Raw genomic sequence first — 17,713 nt, 5'->3', positions numbered from 1 at the left:
GCGCAGGAGTCACCCCGGTGCGCAGCGGCAGGGGCACTTCGGCGAGTACGGTCGTCTGCCCGCCGTCCCGTACGTCAAATCCGGCGGGCGGCGGCCTCCAGCGCGTCGGCCACAAGTGTCAGGAACCGTGCATGGGCCTGCGAGCTGCAGACCGGCTCCGGATTCCAGGGCAGCACCCGGGCGACGCGCTCGATCGCCGACCACTCCTCGTTCGTCCGGAGCTCGTCCAGGGGCGTGGCGTTGGCGCGGATGTCGGCGAGCACGATGGCGGGGCGCAGCGCCGCGGCGTCCGCCCAGCCGACCGTGGACCAGTTCGCGCCGGGCCCCTCGGCCGGCTCCACCAGGTCGACGCCGAGCTCGGCCAGCACACGCAGCTCGGGCCACATGCGGGGGCGGGCGAGGTGCGTCCGGTCCTGCCCGGCCGGGGAAAGGGCGACCGCCCTGGGCCGGTCCGGTCCGGCGGCGAGTGTGCGCAGCCGGTCCCGGGCAGGCTCCAGGTCCTGTGTCGCCGTCGTGACCTCCTCGGCGCCGAGTGAGCGTGCCAGCTTCGCGAACCGGTCACCGATCTCCGCGAGGGTGCGCGCCTGGCCCACGTCGATGACGACGACCGGGACGTGCTCCGCCAGATGCTTGGCGGTCTCCGGGGCGAGCCCGTAGACATGACCGCCGCCGTAGCTGACGGCCACCACGAGGTCCGGTTCACCGCTCAGCAGGGTGTCCACATCCAGGGTGCTGCCTGCACCGAGGTAGCCGACCTCGGTCAGCGACATCGATCCGGTCTTCGCCGCGTCCGGCACGGCTTGGTCGTCGTGATCGGAGCCGAATATTGCGCTCGGGCGTATCCCGTGGTCCCACAGGGTCGCTCCGGCCTGGACATAGGCGAGCACCCGCGTCGGGCGCCGCCCGGCGGTCGACAACTGCCCACGATCGTCGGAGAACTGCCACACGGTCTGCTCCCTCACGTCACACACCCCTCGGCGCCGGCCGCTTCGCCCCGTTTTCCGGGTCGTACACCAGTACCTGCCCAGCCAACCCCCGTGACACCCCCTCCCATGGCCAGTCCGGTACAGATGACGCGAAGACGCCCGCGGGTGGCCGGGGCCGGCGCCCCGGAGGGATGGACAGATGCACGGCCTCGACCCCCTTGGCCCGCAGCGCAGCCAGGAACGTACGCATCAGCGCTCTTCCGTACCCTTTCCGCTGCCGTGCGGGCAGCAGATCGATGTGCAAGTGCGCGGGATGGGCCGCCAGTTCGGGGAGGATCATCCGCTCCGGGTCGTGCAGGAGGGCGATCATCTCCTCGCTGGGGGTACGCGGCGGGCCGTCGAGCGCCGGGAAGCGCTCCTCGACCGACGGCAGCCGATTCTCGCGGAACGCTTCGACGAACCGCGCCGTGTTCGCGGTTCCCAGGATGTAGCCGACCGCTCGGCCCGTACCGTCGTCGATCTGCTCCGCAGGCTGGGCCGTACCTCGGACGCCGCGTCGGCGTACGACGCCGCTGTCGACCGCACGGCGAACACGGCCGAGCGGGACTTCCTGCGGAGCCGCCGCCGGTCGCTGCCGGAAGGCTGAAGGAAATGTTCAGCCGGCGTCGACGCCGAGTCCGGTCAGGAACGCCGCAGCGGCCGGGGTGGGGCGGAAGCGGCTCCAGACCAACCGCTCCGTGCGGGCAGGCGCGTCGCGGACGGGCAGCACATGTACGCCGGTCAGTTCCGCCGCGAAGGCGGCCGGCAGCATGGCGATGCCGAGCCCGCTGCGGACCAGCCGGACGATGAAGTCGGTGCCGCTGACCTCGAAGGCCACCTCGCGGGTGAGCCCCATCGCCGCGAACGCCTCCTCCGACTGCGCCCGGGCCGCGGTGCCGTCGGGGTAGTCGACGAACATCTCCTTCGCCAGCCGCTCCAGACTCACTTCCGCCTCACCGGCCAGGGAGTGGGTGGGGGCCACGACGGCGACCAGTTCGCCCGTGGCGAGTTCGTGATCGCTCACGCCCTTCGGCCGGTAGCTCGGCAGCACGCCCAGGAACGCCACGTCGAGCACGCCGTCCCGCACCTCCTGGACCAGGTCCTTGCTCGCCCCGTCGCGCAGGACGATGTGCACCTTCGGGTAGCGGAGGTGGAACGCCCGCAGCGCGGCCGGGATATCGACCGCGGCGACGGTCGGGATGGCTCCGACCGCCAGGCGCCCGCGGACCTCACCCGCCGTGGCGGCCACTTCGGCACGGGCCCGCTCCGCCGCGTCCAGCGCCTGCCTGGCCTCCGGCAGGAACGCCTCGCCCGCCGCGGTGAGCCGCACCTGACGGCTGGTGCGGTCGAAGAGCCGGGCCCCCAGCTCCTTCTCCAGCCGCGCGATCTGATGACTCAACGCGGACTGGACGACCAGACACCTCTTCGCGGCGCGGGTGAAGTTCCCCAGTTCGGCCACCGCGACGACGTACCGCATCTGCTGAAGTTCCATCCATCCATCGTGAACCACGATCGATGGAATGAAAAACATGTGTTGGACTCATGGATGGTGAATCCCCGACGCTGAGGGACATGGCTCATTCCACACACGGGACCCGAAGCCGGGCCGTCCCGCGCACTCTCCCCGATTCGCCCGCTCTCGGGCGCGGCCTGGTCCTGCTGATGGCCCTCGCTGCCGGACTCTCGGCCGCCGGCAACTACTTCGCGCAGCCGCTGCTCGACATCATCGAGGTGAATCTGCACATCGGTGTCACCGCGGCGGGGCTTATCGTGACCGCCGCGCAGGCCGGATACGCGCTGGGCCTGATCCTGCTCGTTCCCCTCGGGGACGTCATGGAACGCCGACGACTCGCCGTGAGCCTGTTCGCGCTGACCGCCTTCTTCCTCCTGGCCACGGCCGCTGCCCCCACCGGCCCCCTGCTGATCGCCGGGACTCTGCTCACCGCGCTGACCTCCGTCGGCGCGCAGGTCGTGGTGCCGTTCGCGGCGACGCTCGCGGCTCCGGCCGAACGCGGCAGGATCGTCGGCGTCGTCATGTCCGGTGTCCTGCTCGGCGGGCTGTTCGGGCGGATGGCCTCCGGCGCGCTGTCCGAGCTCGGCGGCTGGCGGACCGCGTACTGGGTCAACGCGCTGCTCATGGCCGTCATGGCGATACTTCTGCACAAACGGCTCCCCCGGCTGCCCCGGCAGCGCGACGCGGCCCCGATGTCGTACACCGGGCTTCTGCGCTCCACACTGTCCCTGCTGCGGCAGGAGCCTCTGCTCCGCTGGCGGGCAGCCATCGGCGCGTTCTCCATGGCCTCGTACAGCGTGCAGCTGACCGCGCTGACGTTTCTGCTGACCCGGCCCCCTTTCCGCTGGAACGCGGCCGCCATCGGACTCTTCGGTCTGGTGGGCGTCATCGGTGTGGTGGGCATGAACTTCGCGGCCCGGTTGAGCGACCGCGGCCGGGTACAGGCGGTGTCGGGAACGGCGGCCGCGCTCCTCACGCTCTCCTGGCTGCCGCTGCTGGCCGGCGAGTCCTCCCTGCTGTGGCTGGCGGTCGGGGTGATCTCGCTGAACATCGCCCAGCAGGCGGGGCTCAACAGCGCACAGAATGTGATCTACGCGCTCCGCCCGGAGGCCCGCAACCGGATCAACTCCGGATTCATGACGCTCTTCTTCATGGGCGGGGCGGCCGGAGCCGCACTCGCTTCGGTGCTCTGGGCACGGGCGGGCTGGAGCGGCATCTGCATCCTGGGCGGTTCGCTGGCCGCCGGAAGCCTTGTGCTGTGGGTCCTGGAGCGCGTCCGGATGGCCTCCGTCGCACGTCCCGGGTCCGTCGCCGTCACTCGTTGACGGTCGTCAGCAGCACCACGGCGTCCTCCAGCGCCAGCAGCCCGTGCCGCTCCTGCGGGATCGGGTGGAGTCCTCCGGCACTCAGCTCCACATCGCCGGATGGCGCCGTGAGGCGTACCCTGCCGCGGAGCACCTGGAGGGAGGCCGCGGCGGGTGCGTTGTGCTCGTCGAGGGCGGAGCCGGAGGTGAGGGCGATGACGGTCTGGCGCAGGGGTTCCTCATGCAGCAGGCGGTGGGCGCTGCGGCCGTGTGCTGAGGTGCGGGCCGCGGCCAGATGCTCATCGGCGAGGGCATTCAGATCGTCCATATGCCCACTGTGCCGCAGCCCTCGTCCCCCCGCGATCCTGCCGCAGGCCCACCGCACGGATTACCGGTCGCCCCGTCGGCTCCCCCTCGGTCAGTTCCGCAGCCAGGCCGTCGTGTCCTGCGGGAGCCTCCTCTCCTCGTCCAGCGGGCCGCTGGTGAGAAGGATGTCCGTGTGTCCGGGCAGTTCGACGGGTTCCGCGCCCGGATCGGCGACGCGGATCAGTCCGCCGGTCCGGGTGAAGGCGAACACCCCGGGCGCCGAGGGCAGCCAGGTCATCTGCTGGGCACCAAAACCCGCCGCCACCCGGAAGCCCGGCTCGGTCCGGCGCAGCCGCAGAGCTTCGCGGTAGAGGCTGAGCATCGACTGCGGATCGGCGCTCTGCCGGTCGGCGGCGTACGAGGACCAGTCGGCCGGCTACGGAAGCCACGGCTCCGTGGTGGAGCCGAAGCCGGCGTACGGTGCCTGCGCCGACCACGGCAGCGGTACCCGGCACCCGTCGCGTCCCGGGTCGGTGCCGCCCGAGCGGAAGTGCATGGGGTCCTGGATCCGGTCACGCGGAATATCCGCCTCCGGAAGACCCGGTTCCTTGCCCTGGCAGCCGGGAAGCTCACGCAAGTGCCGCGGATGTACCCGCGCGTTCGTCCCCGACGGCGCGGGCCGTCAGCCGTTCGCGGTCCACCGGTACCTGACGTCCGGTTCCTTCTCCTCGTTGCGGCTGCCATCGTCGAACCCGACCGCGGTGAAGCCGTACCGCTCGTAGAAGGCCCGGGCGTCGGTGTTGCGCTGGAAGACGTACAGAGTGAGCTCGTCGGGGGCGATCTCGCGCGCCTTGGCCAGGAGCAGCGAGCCGATGCCCCGACGCCGCACATCGGGTCGCAGATACAGGTGTTCCAGCTCCGTTCCGTCGAGGGAGGCGAACCCCAGCACCTCCCCGGCCCCGGTCTCGGCGATCCACACCGTTGTTCCGGGCAGGACGACATGGGTCATCCAGGCCAGCGTGTCCTCGTCGCTGTGCACCCTCGGCAGGTACGGCATGGCTGCGGCGCGGGAGGCGAGGAACAGCCGGGTGAGCGGCTCCGCGTCCTCGGCGGCGGCCTCGCGCAGCGAGGCGCGGTCGGCCGCTGCGGACTCGGTCAGTGCCATCTCGTCGCTTCCCCTTCGGTCGGAACCCGCCACTTCTCGCACTCTGCGGTGGGCTGCTCGTCGTCGTGGACAAACATATGTCGGGCCGGAGCCACGCCTCCACAGGATTTGGGCTGTTCATCCGGGCCGGCCCTTCCCTCCGCGCCGGTGCGTGTCCACGGCGGGGCAGTCGCGGACCGGCGCGGGCCACCCGCGAAAATGGCGGAGGGGAAGATCGCAACGACCGACCGATATGGAGGAGTGGGCAGATGCCGCACGAACGAGCTGGAGAGCCGGCCCGGCCTGAGGATCTCACCGATGTGGCCCGGCTGGTCACCGCTTATTACACGCTGCACCCGGATCCGGCCGAGCCCGGCCAACGGGTGACCTTCGGTACCTCCGGCCATCGCGGGTCGTCCACGGCCACCGCGTTCAACGAGGACCACATCGCCGCCACCAGCCAGGCCATCAGCGAGTACCGGGCGCTGCAGGGCACGGACGGGCCGCTCTTCCTCGGCGCCGACACCCATGCGCTGTCGGAACCGGCCCGGATCACCGCCATCGAGGTGTTCGCCGCCAATGACGTGACCGTGCTCATCGATCCGGCCGACGGCTACACCCCGACCCCGGCGGTGTCGCACGCCATCCTCACCCACAACCGGGGCCGGACCTCGCAGCTCGCCGACGGCGTGGTGGTCACTCCGTCCCACAACCCGCCCGGTGACGGCGGGTTCAAGTACAACCCGCCGAACGGCGGCCCGGCCGGCTCCGAGGCCACCGGCTGGATCCAGGACCGGGCCAACGAGATCATCGCGGCCGGAATGAAGGACGTACGACGGCTGCCCTACGTCCGCGCACGGGCGGCGTCGACCACCGGGACGTACGACTTCCTCGGCAGCTACGTCGCGGACCTGCCGTCCGTGCTCGACCTGGACGCGATCCGCTCGGCGGAAGTACGCATCGGTGCCGACCCGTTGGGCGGCGCGTCGGTCGCGTACTGGGGCCGCATCGCCGAACAGCACCGGCTCGATCTGACCGTGGTCAATCCCCTGACCGACCCCACCTGGCGGTTCATGACGCTGGACTGGGACGGAAAGATCCGGATGGACTGCTCCTCGCCGTACGCGATGGCCTCGCTGATCGGGCAGCGCGACCGCTATCAGATCGCGACCGGGAACGACGCCGACGCCGACCGGCACGGCATCGTCACACCCGACGCCGGGCTGATGAACCCGAACCACTACCTCGCCGTCGCCATCAACTACCTGTACGCCCACCGCGACCAGTGGCCGGCCGCAGCGGGCATCGGCAAGACGCTGGTCTCCTCGGGAATGATCGACCGGGTCGCCACCGGCCTCGGCCGTGAGCTGGTCGAGGTGCCGGTCGGCTTCAAGTGGTTCGTGGACGGACTGGCCGACGGATCGCTCGGGTTCGGCGGCGAGGAATCGGCCGGGGCGTCCTTCCTGCGCCAAGACGGTTCGGTGTGGACGACCGACAAGGACGGCATCATCCTGGCGCTGCTCGCCTCCGAGATCCTCGCGGTGACGGGCAAGTCCCCGTCTGAGCACTATGCGGCGCTCACCGGCCGGTTCGGCGAGCCGGCGTACGCCCGGATCGACGCTCCCGCCGACCGCGAGCAGAAAGCGGTTCTCGCACGGCTCTCCCCCGAGCAGGTCACGGCCGACACCCTGGCCGGTGAACCTGTCACGGCCGTGCTGACAAAGGCGCCCGGCAACGGCGCACCGATCGGCGGCATCAAGGTGACCACCGAGAACGCCTGGTTCGCCGCCCGTCCATCGGGCACCGAGGACGTGTACAAGATCTATGCCGAGTCGTTCCTGGGCGCCGACCATCTCGGCCGGGTGCAGGAGGAGGCCAAGGCCGTGGTCTCCGCGGCGCTGGACGCCTGAGACCGGCCGGGGCCGCCTCGGGCGGCCCCGGCCGTTCGGCGGGCTCAGCGCACGATGTCCACGAAGACCGGGTTGGTGTAGAACCAGGTGTCGAGCCATGGGTTGCCCTTGCCGGGCTCGTGCGGGAGCGGGCCGTGCGGGTCGATCGACGCACCGAGGAATCCCGTTCCGTGGCGCTTGCCGTCGCTGCCGCGCAGCCGCAGGTAGAACGGCTCGTCCGCACGCCCGGCCGGGATGCGCAGGGTGTACGTGCCGCGTCGGCCCGCAACGTCGGCGGTGTGGGCGAGCCGCGTGTCCGGGGCGTGCCAGTCGTCGCGGTCGGCGACCGGGCCGCGGACCGCGCCGCGGATGACGTCGACGTGCTCCAGGCGCGGCAGCACACCGTACGGATTGCGGCGGGAGGCGGCCGTCACCGTGACGGTGAGGGTGAGCTTCTCGCCGCGCCGGGCGCGCAGTCGGCCACCGAGTGTGGCGCTGTTGCCGTGCTCGCCGCGCACCTTGACGTCGATGCCGTCGATGAGATGGCCGTGGTCGACCCAGACCCGGCCGGCCCGCAATCCCTCCATCACGTGCCGGTAGCCGTACCGGGTGACGCCGACATGCGTACGGCTGAACTGGCCCGGCCAGAAGTCGCCGCCGGGCTGCGGCTCGGTGGTGTCGTACGGGTCGGGGACGTGGCCGGTGTTGTCGAAGTTCCGGCCGGGCGGCCAGGCGCCGTTGACCCAGGTGTCCTGGGCGACGCGGTGGACGTCGGAGTTGGAGGTGATCGTGAAGAGCTTGCCCTCCGCCAGCATCGCGTCCCACAGGCCGCCGACGGTCGCGGTCGCCCAGTCGAAGCCCCCGTAGGTGACGTACGCCTCGCGCGGGTAGCCGGGCCAGGAGTCGGCGGAGGGTGAATTCGTGTACTCGCCGCGGATGTTGGTATCCGGGTGCCAGCCCGGGATCGCCCCTGCCTGGGCGCCCGGGGCGCCCTCCATGCCGATCATGATCTCGGGGGCCGCGTCGCGCCAGCCTCGCATCTCGTGCGGGGAGTCGATACCGAGCCGCATGGGGTGGTTGGCGAGTACGAGCACGTCGTCGACGTACCGGGTGCGGCGCTGTTCGGCCAGCCACTTGAGGGCCTTGACCGCGTGCGCCTCGTTCCGCGGGGTGTCGGAGTGCGTGGGGGCACCGGCGGTGTAGCCGAGCAGCTTGCCGTCGAAGGCTTCTTCGAAACGGGTGAGGAGATCGACTTCATGCCGTCCGGGCGGTGAGAAGACGGTGCAGTGCTCGGCACCGGGGATGTACCACTCCAGGCCCTGGAAGATCAGCATGCGCTCGTTGTCGGCGCGGGCCTTGAGGATCTCCCGGTGCTCCTGAGCGGCGCCGAGCTCGGCATGGCCGATGTTGCTGTGCTCGGTGAAGACCATCCAGTCGAGGCCGAACTTCTGTCCTGCCGAGGCCAGCTGGGAGAAGGTGTACTTGGCGTCATGGCTGTAGACGGAGTGGTTGTGGTGATCGCCGACCAGATAGACCAGGTCGGGGGCGTGTCCGTGACCGAGTCCCTGGGACCGCCCTCCCCGACTGTCGGCCAGCGCGGGCAGCGGTAGCGAAGCGGCGGCGAAGGCCGCACCGAACAGACCGGCTCGGCGCATCAGACCTCGGCGGCTGAGACCCTGCGGGTCGAGTGACTCCGCGGGAACCTGGGGGTCGGCCCATTCGGGCACGGGGTGGGACATGGCGCGATGTTCTCCTCAGTGCAGGGCGGCAACGGCCCGAGGCCCGGATCGCGGCGCCGCCGTGATGAGGGTTTCTTGATTCCGGAAATGTCGGGTGAACCTGGACTGAAGGGCGGGGGTCGTACCTGTGGCGCGCCGGATGCGGTGGCTGCGGACCGGCTGGGCGGAGTCCGTTCAGTGCGATACGCCGGGCATATAACAGCATGTATCGCTACAATTTGGGCATGGGAGAACGGCCTGTCACGCCGACTGCGCCCGAACTCGTTCTCGAAACCGACGCAGGGCCGACTGTGATGAGTCCGAGCCGGGATTACCACGTCGGGCGCGACCCCATGAGCGACATCGTCATCGACGACGCACGGGTTTCGTGGCACCACGCGGTGCTGCGGCCCGTGGCCGACCACTGGTCACTGGAGGACGAGGACAGTGCGAACGGCACGTACACGGAGGGCAGGCGCATCCATGAGTCGGGCGTGGGCCCCGGCAGCGTCATCCGGTTCGGTCACCCCGCGGACGGGCCGTGCGTCGTTCTGGTCGGCCAGGGGCCCCCGACCGCCACTCTGCATCCGGCCGACCGCCCGTCCGCCGTCTCCATGCCCTCGGCCACCGTTACGTTCCGGCAGCCGACCACCGTGCGGCCGCGGCCCGTCCATAACGTACGCATCGGCCGCAGCCCCGACAACGACCTCGTCGTCAACGACCTGACCGTCTCGCACCGGCACGCCGAACTGCGGACACATCCGGACGGCACGTACGAGATCGTCGACCTCGGCTCGCACAACGGCACGTATCTCAACGGCCAGCTGGTCGGCCGCGCCCCGGTCGCCGCCGGTGACATCGTCGGCATCGGCCACTCCGAGTTCTCCCTGGTCGGCGACGTGCTGCAGGAGTTCGTCGACACCGGTGAGGTCTCGCTCGATGTGCAGGACCTGGCGGTCACCGTGGACCGGGGCAGCAAGACCCTGCTCGACCATGTCTCCTTCCCGGTGGGCGAGAAATGTCTGCTCGGCGTGGTGGGTCCGAGCGGCTCCGGGAAGTCCACCCTGCTCAACGCACTGACCGGCCTCCGCCCGGCCGACGAGGGCAGTGTCCTCTACGACGGCCGCGACCTCTACCACGACTACGCCGAGCTGCGCCATCGCATCGGGCTCGTCCCGCAGGACGACATCCTGCACTCCCAGCTGACCGTGCGCCGCGCCCTCGGGTACGCCGCCGAGCTCCGCTTCCCGCACGACACCGCCCCGTCCGAACGCCGGGCCCGCGTCGCCGAAGTGATACGTGAGCTGGCTCTGGAAAAGCGGACGGAGCAGCCGATTCACAGCCTCTCCGGCGGCCAGCGCAAGCGCGTCAGCGTCGCGCTGGAGCTGCTGACGAAGCCGTCGCTGCTCTTCCTCGACGAGCCGACCTCGGGGCTCGACCCCGGCATGGACCGCTCGGTCATGCATATGCTCCGGGGGCTGGCCGACGACGGGCGTACGGTCATCGTCGTCACACACAGTGTGCTCAGCCTCGATGTCTGCGACCGGCTGCTGGTCCTCGCCCCCGGCGGAAAGACCGCCTTCTACGGGCCGCCGGACGACGCACTCGCCTTCCTCGGGTTCGAGCAGTGGCCGGAGGCCTTCGAGGCGTTCGAGAACGACCGGGACCGGGAATGGTCGACGCAGTACCGCGCGTCCCCGTTCCACCGGCAGTACATCGCCAACTCCACCGCGCAGCCGCGGCTGCCGCACGCCGCGGTCGCGCCGGTCGCGCCGCCGCCGAAGACCCGGAGCGGGGGCGCTCAACTGCGGACGCTGGTCCGCCGCTATGCCGCCGCGCTGAGTGCCGACCGGACGTTCCTGGCCATCATGATCGCTCTGCCGTTCGTGATGGGCGCGATGACCCGCGCCCTGGCCGGCAGCCGTCTGACCCAGGACACGGCGATCAACGCACTGCTGATCCTCTGCGTGGGCGGCGTACTGACCGGCGCCGCCAACGCCGTACGGGAACTGGTCAAGGAACGGGCGATCTACCAGCGGGAGCGGGCTGTCGGTCTGTCCAGATCGGCGTATCTGATGTCCAAAGTGGTTGTCCTGGGCACCATTACTATGCTGCAGGCCGTGGTCCTGACCCTCGTCGGTCTGGTGGGCGTCGATCTGAACGCTCCGGGCGGCAAGGGCGTCCTCCTGCCACCGCTGGTCGAGATCACGCTGGCCGTGGCCATGTTGTCGTTCACGGCAATGATGCTCGGTCTGCTCATCTCCGCGCTGGTGCGCAAGGAGGAGGTCACCATGCCACTGCTGGTGCTCCTTGCCATCGTCCAGGTCGTCTTCTGCGGTGCACTGCTGAAGCTGCACGGGGTGCCCGGCCTGGAGCAGCTGGCGTGGCTGGTGCCGTCCCGGTGGGCGCTCGCGGCGATGGGCGGGACCATCGGGCTCGCCCGGATCGTGCCGGGAAGGGTGAGCTCGGATCCGCTGTTCGAGCACTCCGCATCGGTGTGGCTGCTGAACATGGGGATGCTGGTGGTGCTGTCGGTCGTCTTCGGACTGGTGATCGCGCGGCTACTGCGCCGGCACGAACCCGCCGTCATGCGGAAGTAGCGGAAGCAGGCGCCCATGGTGACTCCGGAGTTCCGCCCGACCCGTGCCGTCCCCCAGGAGGGGCTGCCCGCCTGGGAGGCGCCGGACGTGTCCCGCCCCACCGAACCGCTCGACCCGCTGCTCCCGGTACAGCTCATCGACCGGCGCGGGGCCTGGGGGCAGGTCCTGTGCGCCAACGGCTGGTCGGCCTGGATCGACGGCCGCCTGCTCGTCTCCGTACCGCAGGGGCCGCCGATGGCCGGGCAGCCGCTCGCTCGTACGGCGGATCCGCGCCCCCTGCTGGCCCGGGTCCAGGAGTCGCTGGCCCAGTACCGGCGCGCCGCGGAGGAGCTGGCCGATGGGCGTATCGACGGGGAGACCTTCCGCCGCCGTACGCAGGGGCTGCGGGTGGGGATGGTCGTGGACGGCGAGGCGGTGTGGCTGTACGACGCCGAGCACAAGCGCTGGGTGTACTGCGACGGGACGCGGCTGAGCACCTACGCGGCCTCGGCCGGACCGGGCAGGCCGAGCGCGGCCCGGGCGGACGGGCCGGCGGAGGCGGTCGAAGCGGATCCGACACAGGTCGTCTCGCCCGAGCAGTTGGCCGACGCCCGAGCGCTGGAAGAGACCGACGAGGAGCTGACACAGATCGTCCACACGGAACGGACGGTCCGGGACCGGCCGCCGGAAGAGGCCGACGAGGAACTGACCCAGATCGTCCACCCGGTCGACGAATCCGGCACGCCCGCCGCGCATCCGCCCACCCGGGCGGGTGACGAGTGATGGCCGGCGAGCCCCGGCGCCCGGCTGCCGCGCACTCCTCGCGGGGCACCGAGCTGCCCGTCGGCAGGCCTTCCGGTCTGATCGGGAAGCAGATCGCGGGCTATGTGGTGGAGAGCGAGATCGGCCGCGGTGGCATGGCGGTGGTCTACCGGGCCAAGGATCTGCGACTGGACCGCACGGTCGCTCTCAAGCTGCTGGCACCCGAACTCGCGCGCAACGACACATTCCGCAAACGCTTCACCCATGAGTCACGGGTCGCGGCCGCGATCGACCATCCGCATATCGTGCCGGTCTTCGAGGCCGGTGAGACCGAGGGCATTCTCTACATCGCCATGCGCTACGTCGCAGGTCAGGACCTGCGCGCTCGCATGGACCGCGAGGGGCCGCTGCCGATCGGCACGGCGGTCCGGATCGCCGCGCAGGTGGCGTCCGCACTCGACGGCGCCCACGATCACGACCTGGTGCACCGGGACGTCAAGCCAGGCAACATCCTGGTCGCGGCGGGCACGGACAACCACCACCCCGAGCATGTGTACCTCACCGACTTGGCCTGCCGAAGAAGTCGCTGTCGCTGACCGGATTCAGCTCGGTGGGCCAGTTCGTCGGAACGTCGACTATGTGGCGCCCGAGCAGATCTCCGGCCGTCCGGTGGACGGCCGGTGCGATGTCTACAGCCTGGCGTGTGTCGTCCACGAGACCCTGGCCGGCGTTCCGCCGTTCCGCCGTTCCGGCGCGACGACGACATGGCTGCTGCGGGCCCACCAGTTCGACCCGCCGCCGCCCCTGAGCGGGCTGCGCCCCGATCTCCCGGCCGCGGTGGACGACGTACTGGCGAAGGCGCTGGCCAAGAGCCCGGACGACCGGTACGACTCATGTCTGCAGTTCGTGGCTGCCCTGCGCTCGGCCGCCCGGGGCGGTGCGCGGGACAACCATCCGCCGACCGGGTGGACGAACGGATCGCCACCCGGTCCCCGGGGCCCGAGCCACCGCCCGGGCCGCCACGGTGGGCACTGCCGGTGTTCCCCGGGCTCCGGCGGTAGGCGCGGTGGTCAGCCGGCCACTTCGCCGCGCCGGAGGACCCTGGAGCCGAGCAGGCCGCCGAGGAACCCGGTGACCAGCCCCCAGAGTGCGGCCAGAGCAAGTGCGCTCCCTACGTGCGGGCGCAGGGTGACCTGCCCGCCGAGGCCGCCGTCCACATCCCCGATGCCCAGCAGCGACAGTCCGTAGTGCGCGGAGATGGCGACGGTCAGGCAGATGGTGAGCACGGTGAGTACGAGCCCCACCGCCATGTGCACGGCGTGCTGCCAGGGCGGCATCCGGGCGGGCGAGCGAATCGCCATGAGGAACGCGGCGGACAGGGTCAGTACCGCGGCGACGACCACCAGCCACCAGGACCGCGCGTCGGCATCGGCCAGCGTGGTGACGTCGAGGGTGGAAATGTCGGGGGTACGGAGTACGGAGTCGAGCACATGCGGCACGGGCAGCCCGAACGGGCCGTCCACCCGTCCCTCCCACGACGCCCCGAGCCCCAGCGTGAAGGCGAGCCACACAAGGTTCGGCAGCCCCAGGAGAATCACGGCGAACGTCTCGGCCGGGTGACCGCGGGTCACCGCGACGACGAGCCCGACGACCAGTCCCAGTACGACCCACGCGAGCAGCAACACCACCATGGTGTACGCGGCCGGGCGCACCGACTCCTGGAAGCGCACCAGCCGGCCGGGGAGCGGCGCCGCCCGCGATACGAGCAGAGCGAGGACGAGAACCCCTGCCAGCCAGATCAGGCCGAGGACGAGGGTGAGGAGGACATCGGCCCGGAATCCGACCTCGGGGGATGCGTCGAACACGTCGCTGATGACCGTGCCGGTCGGCCCCCCGACCGCGACGGCGAACGTCTGGCGAGCGAGCAGCGAGAGGCCGATGAGCACCAGCGCCCAGAGCACTGCCACCCGGGCGGCCCAGCCTGACAATTCTCGGGTGCCCGCGACGGCCCGGTGACGCAGCGGACGCAGAAAACCCGCGGCGATCACCAACGCGCCGGCGACGGTCACCGAGAGCGGCAGCACCGAGAGGTCCGCGTGGGTCTTCGCGAGGTCCCCGGCGTCCCCGGAGAGGTCGACCGTGCCGCCCGCCGCCATCACTACGACAGCCGCGACGACGCGCGGGAACGCACCGTCCGGCAGAGCGGTCGCGCCGGCCGCCCACAGTCCGAGCGCGGCCGTGATGGCCATGGCCGCCAGCCCGGCGAGCACCGTGACGAGGGCGTCGCCCCAGCCGTGCTCGGCGCTGCGTCCGTTGCCGCTCCGGTCCCCGGCTCCCTGTTCGCTCACGGGGCCACGCTAGGCACGGCGCCGGGCACTCCGCCCCTTGGGAGAGCCGGTCGGCGTCGGCTTGCGGGCCTCTCGAGCATGGCGCACACAATGTGCACGTAAGGGAAGAATCGGGACCGATGCCTACCGCCCGGAAGAAGAACCCGTGAGTGACCGAACCCCGCCGTCCGGCCGCCCCACAGGACCGCCCTCCGGCCCTCTCTCGGGCCCCACGCAACAGGGACCTGTGCCACCGTCCTCGACCACCGCGCCGTCCTCGCCGTCTTCGGTCTCCTCGCCGCCCACCACGGCCACGACCGAACCGCAGGCTCCGGTGCCCCCGTCCACCGGGGCGCCGCCCCCACCGCCGGCGTCGGACACGGGGTCGGCCCCCGAGTCCGTGGCGACGCCCGCCCGGCCGGCCTCCGGTGGCACCCCGCCGGCCGACGGGCCGGCGGGCTCCCAGGAGGGGCGCGGAGCAGCGTGAACCGTCGTGCTTCCGTGGTCCCGGCGGCTGTTCATCCGTCTGCCACTGAGCAGTGGCGAAGCGGGCAGGGTACGTCGACGCTTGTCCCTACCCACCGATACGCGCGGTGGACGGATCCTGATGGGGGTGAATCCGTGTCGGACTCGGACGCCGGTGCACCGGACCCCGGGTCGACTCCGGTCGACGGTATGGGGGCGGCGGTCCTCCACACGCTGTTCACCCAGTCCGCGGTGGGCCTGCATGTTCTGGACACGCAGTTGCGGGTGGTGCGGGCGAACCCCCTTTCCGACGTCGTCCACGCCGAGCTCCTTGCGGGGCGTCACTTCACCGACGCGTACCACCTCGAACAGCCGGACAGAGCGGAGCGGATACTGCGCGGAGTGCTGGACACCGGCGTGGCCGCGCGCGACCAAGTGATCCGCGGCCGGCTCCAGGACGCCCCCGGCCCCAATCGCAGCCTCAGGGTGTCCGTCTACCGTCTGGACGATGCGGACGGTCGCACCCTCGGGCTGCTGGCCGCGGTCGTCGATATCAACGAGCAGGAGAAGGCGCGCGTCCGGGCGGCGTGTCTCGCCGCGGTGCGCACGCGGGTGGGCAGGTCACTCGATGTGGCGGCCACCTGCGAGGGGCTCGTCGAGGCCGTCGTTCCGGTGTTCGCCGACTTCGCCGTGGTCGAGGTGGTGGACGAGGTCCTGCGCGGTTCGGATCCGCCGACCGGACCCCTGGGGCGCGATGTCCCACTGCGCCGCGCGGCGGTCCGGGGCCTCGGCGCCGACGGTCGCAGGGACGGCCTGGCCGGAGAGATGCGCAGGCTGCCCGCCCGTACCCCCTACGCTCTGGCCGCGTCGGATCTCCGGCCCCGTCTCGTCCAGATCGGTCCCCGGACACCGTGGCTCGACGCGGACCCCGACAGCGCCCGGATGATCGAAGCGACCAGGGCCCACTCCTTGATCGTGGTCCCGCTGAAACTGCACGGCACGGTCCTCGGTCTGGTGAGTCTCTACCGGTGCCCGGGGGCGGAGCCCTATGAGGAGAACGATGTCCCGCTCGCTCTGACCGCAGCCGCTCATGTCGCACTGAGCGTCGACAACGCACGGCGCTACGAGCGCGACCATGTGATCGCGTCGACGGTCCAGCGCCGGCTCCTCCCCCAGCGCGACGGTGACCGGATCGCCGTGGAGACGGCACACGTCCTGCTGCCCGGGCGCAACAGCGGCTGCTGGTTCGACACCATCGGCCTCTCCGGCGCGCGCACCGCTCTGATCATCGGCAATGTCGACGGTCCGGGCCTCCAGGCGGCCATCACCATGGGGCAGTTGCGGACCGTCATCCACGCGCTGGCCGGTCTCGACCTGGAGCCGGACGAAGTGCTTGCCCGGCTGAGCGACACCGCCGGCCGCCTGGCCGTCGAACGGGCGTCGCTTCCGCCCGGCGACCGACTGCACCGGGAATCGCCCGAGGCGACCTGCATGTACGCGGTCTACGACCCGTTCTCCCGTACCTGCACCATCGCACGGTCGGGGCATCCGACGCCGGTTCTCGTCACGCCCGACGGCACCACGGCCGCCCTGGACGTACCCGAAGGGCCCTCGCTCTTCTCCACCGACAGTTCGCCGTTCGCCACCGCTGCCTTCGAGCTCGACGAAGGCAGCGTTCTGGCGTTCTTCACCGGCGCCCTCCTGACCGGCAGCGGTTCCGCAAACCGGGTAGGGGAAACGCTCGCGCAGCCCGGCCGGAGTCTGCAGGACCTGTGCGACGACGTCGTCTACACCCTTCCGGCCGGGGACTGTCCCGAGGGCGCCGCCCTTCTCCTCGCACGTACCGGCGTCGTCCCGGCCGAACGCGTCGCGACCTGGGAGCTGGCCCACGACCGGACCACGCCCGCCATCGCCCGTACGCTCGTGCGCGACCGGCTCGACGGCTGGAACCTCGACGAGGAGACGACCGAGGCGACCGAACTCATCGTGAGCGAACTGATCACCAACGCCGTCCGCTACGGCACCCCTCCGCTGCAACTGCGGCTGATCCTGGACCGCTCGCTCACCTGCGAGGTGCACGACAGCAGTCGGGTGTCACCCCATCTGCGCCATGCGCGCACCGTCGACGAGGGCGGACGCGGACTGTTCATCGTCTCCCAGCTCGCCACCCACTGGGGCACCCGGTACAACAGCGACGGCAAGGCCCTGTGGACCGAGCAGGAGATCCCGTCCGTGGCAGATGAGCCCTGACCTCGGCGTGCGGCACCCGCTGCGCACGGCCGCGTTCCTCGTGGCGGCCGAGTGCACGCTGGTAATGGCGGTGACCGCGACGGCACGCAGCACCGTGGTTTCCCCGTCGTTCTACCAGTCAGAAGCCCGAGCCGGATTTCGCAGAGCTCTCGGCCGACCTGAACCAGGCGCTCGACAGTCTGATCCCCGCGCAGGTCCCGAGGGGTGCTCGACCGTGCGCACCGGTGCGAGCAGCAGCTGGGCAGTCCGGTGAATTTCGTCGCCGTCGACTACATGACGATCGGAGACGTCCGCGGGGCGGTCGACGCGCTCAATGCGGAGCGCCCCGCTCGGCGGTCCGACGAACACTGACAAGTGCGGCGGGGGGGGGGGGGGGGGGTGGGGGGGGGGGAGGGGGAGGGGGGGGGGGGGGGGGGGGGGGGGGGGGGGGGGGGAAGAGGGGGGGGGGCGGAGGAGGGGGGTAGGCATACCCGGAAACGGCGGTCACCTCC

General features: G+C 71.1%; 12 protein-coding genes and 3 pseudogenes. 7 read left to right on the top strand and 8 right to left on the bottom strand.

Going from position 1 to position 17,713, the window contains the following annotated elements; all coding sequences use genetic code 11:
- Positions 1-74: 74 nt before the first annotated feature.
- From ACZ7IB_RS35865 to ACZ7IB_RS35855, 3 genes and pseudogenes are all read right to left on the bottom strand, one after another.
- Positions 75-962 (bottom strand): ABC transporter substrate-binding protein, encoded by an 888-nt coding sequence (locus ACZ7IB_RS35865; RefSeq protein WP_470918437.1) that lies wholly within the window; start codon positions 960-962, stop codon positions 75-77.
- Between the two features lies 1 nt (position 963).
- A pseudogene (locus ACZ7IB_RS35860) lies at positions 964-1,446 on the bottom strand (GNAT family N-acetyltransferase); the annotation flags it as partial.
- A gap of 135 nt (positions 1,447-1,581) precedes the next feature.
- Complete coding sequence (locus ACZ7IB_RS35855; protein ID WP_470918435.1) at positions 1,582-2,457, bottom strand: LysR family transcriptional regulator; 876 nt, start codon at positions 2,455-2,457, stop codon at positions 1,582-1,584.
- A gap of 80 nt (positions 2,458-2,537) precedes the next feature.
- Between ACZ7IB_RS35855 and ACZ7IB_RS35850 the strand changes: the two genes are divergently transcribed.
- Entirely contained in the window at positions 2,538-3,803 is a 1,266-nt protein-coding gene (locus tag ACZ7IB_RS35850) for an MFS transporter (protein WP_470918433.1), read from the top strand.
- On the opposite strand, the gene ACZ7IB_RS35845 is transcribed toward ACZ7IB_RS35850, so the two are convergent.
- The 3 genes and pseudogenes from ACZ7IB_RS35845 to ACZ7IB_RS35835 all read right to left on the bottom strand — a co-directional run bounded on the left by ACZ7IB_RS35845 (position 3,793) and on the right by ACZ7IB_RS35835 (position 5,253).
- Positions 3,793-4,110, bottom strand: a complete 318-nt coding sequence (locus tag ACZ7IB_RS35845; RefSeq protein WP_114242880.1) for a cupin domain-containing protein — start codon at positions 4,108-4,110, stop codon at positions 3,793-3,795. The two genes, ACZ7IB_RS35850 and ACZ7IB_RS35845, sit on opposite strands and share 11 nt — an antisense overlap.
- Positions 4,111-4,200: 90 nt before the next feature.
- Positions 4,201-4,716, bottom strand: a pseudogene (locus ACZ7IB_RS35840) (alpha-amylase family glycosyl hydrolase); the annotation flags it as partial.
- A gap of 54 nt (positions 4,717-4,770) precedes the next feature.
- Entirely contained in the window at positions 4,771-5,253 is a 483-nt protein-coding gene (locus ACZ7IB_RS35835; protein WP_470918431.1) for a GNAT family N-acetyltransferase, read from the bottom strand.
- Positions 5,254-5,501: 248 nt separating this feature from the next.
- On the opposite strand from ACZ7IB_RS35835, the gene pgm reads away from it, so the two are divergent.
- The gene (gene pgm, locus ACZ7IB_RS35830; RefSeq protein ID WP_470918430.1) at positions 5,502-7,142 is read left to right on the top strand and encodes a phosphoglucomutase (alpha-D-glucose-1,6-bisphosphate-dependent); all 1,641 of its coding nucleotides are present in this window, start codon (positions 5,502-5,504) and stop codon (positions 7,140-7,142) included.
- A gap of 44 nt (positions 7,143-7,186) precedes the next feature.
- Here the strand turns inward: pgm and ACZ7IB_RS35825 are convergent, their stop codons facing one another.
- Entirely contained in the window at positions 7,187-8,860 is a 1,674-nt protein-coding gene (locus ACZ7IB_RS35825) for a PHP domain-containing protein (RefSeq protein ID WP_470918429.1), read from the bottom strand.
- A gap of 224 nt (positions 8,861-9,084) precedes the next feature.
- Here ACZ7IB_RS35825 and ACZ7IB_RS35820 point away from each other — a divergent pair, with 224 nt between their 5' ends.
- From ACZ7IB_RS35820 to ACZ7IB_RS35810, 3 genes and pseudogenes are all read left to right on the top strand, one after another.
- Positions 9,085-11,439 (top strand): FHA domain-containing protein, encoded by a 2,355-nt coding sequence (locus ACZ7IB_RS35820; RefSeq protein WP_470918427.1) that lies wholly within the window; start codon positions 9,085-9,087, stop codon positions 11,437-11,439.
- Positions 11,440-11,454: 15 nt separating this feature from the next.
- Positions 11,455-12,201 carry a hypothetical protein gene (locus tag ACZ7IB_RS35815; protein WP_470918426.1) on the top strand — a complete coding sequence of 249 codons (747 nt, stop codon included), beginning with the start codon at positions 11,455-11,457 and terminating at the stop codon, positions 12,199-12,201.
- Positions 12,201-13,241, top strand: a pseudogene (locus ACZ7IB_RS35810) (serine/threonine-protein kinase). The gene ACZ7IB_RS35815 and the pseudogene ACZ7IB_RS35810 overlap by 1 nt, the downstream one beginning before the upstream one ends.
- 9 nt (positions 13,242-13,250) lie before the next feature.
- Here ACZ7IB_RS35810 and ACZ7IB_RS35805 read toward each other — a convergent pair.
- Positions 13,251-14,528 (bottom strand): streptophobe family protein, encoded by a 1,278-nt coding sequence (locus ACZ7IB_RS35805; protein ID WP_470918424.1) that lies wholly within the window; start codon positions 14,526-14,528, stop codon positions 13,251-13,253.
- A gap of 654 nt (positions 14,529-15,182) precedes the next feature.
- On the opposite strand from ACZ7IB_RS35805, the gene ACZ7IB_RS35800 reads away from it, so the two are divergent.
- Together ACZ7IB_RS35800 and ACZ7IB_RS35795 are read left to right on the top strand one after the other, a co-directional pair.
- The gene (locus ACZ7IB_RS35800) at positions 15,183-17,222 is read left to right on the top strand and encodes a SpoIIE family protein phosphatase (RefSeq protein ID WP_470918514.1); all 2,040 of its coding nucleotides are present in this window, start codon (positions 15,183-15,185) and stop codon (positions 17,220-17,222) included.
- A 204-nt stretch (positions 17,223-17,426) separates the two neighbouring features.
- Entirely contained in the window at positions 17,427-17,573 is a 147-nt protein-coding gene (locus tag ACZ7IB_RS35795) for a hypothetical protein (protein ID WP_470918423.1), read from the top strand.
- The last annotated feature ends 140 nt before the right edge of the window (positions 17,574-17,713 follow it).

Source organism: Streptomyces sp. NPDC037301, from assembly GCF_055602785.1.
Note: the sequence above shows the minus strand (reverse complement) of the source record. Positions and strands in the feature narration are given on the sequence as shown.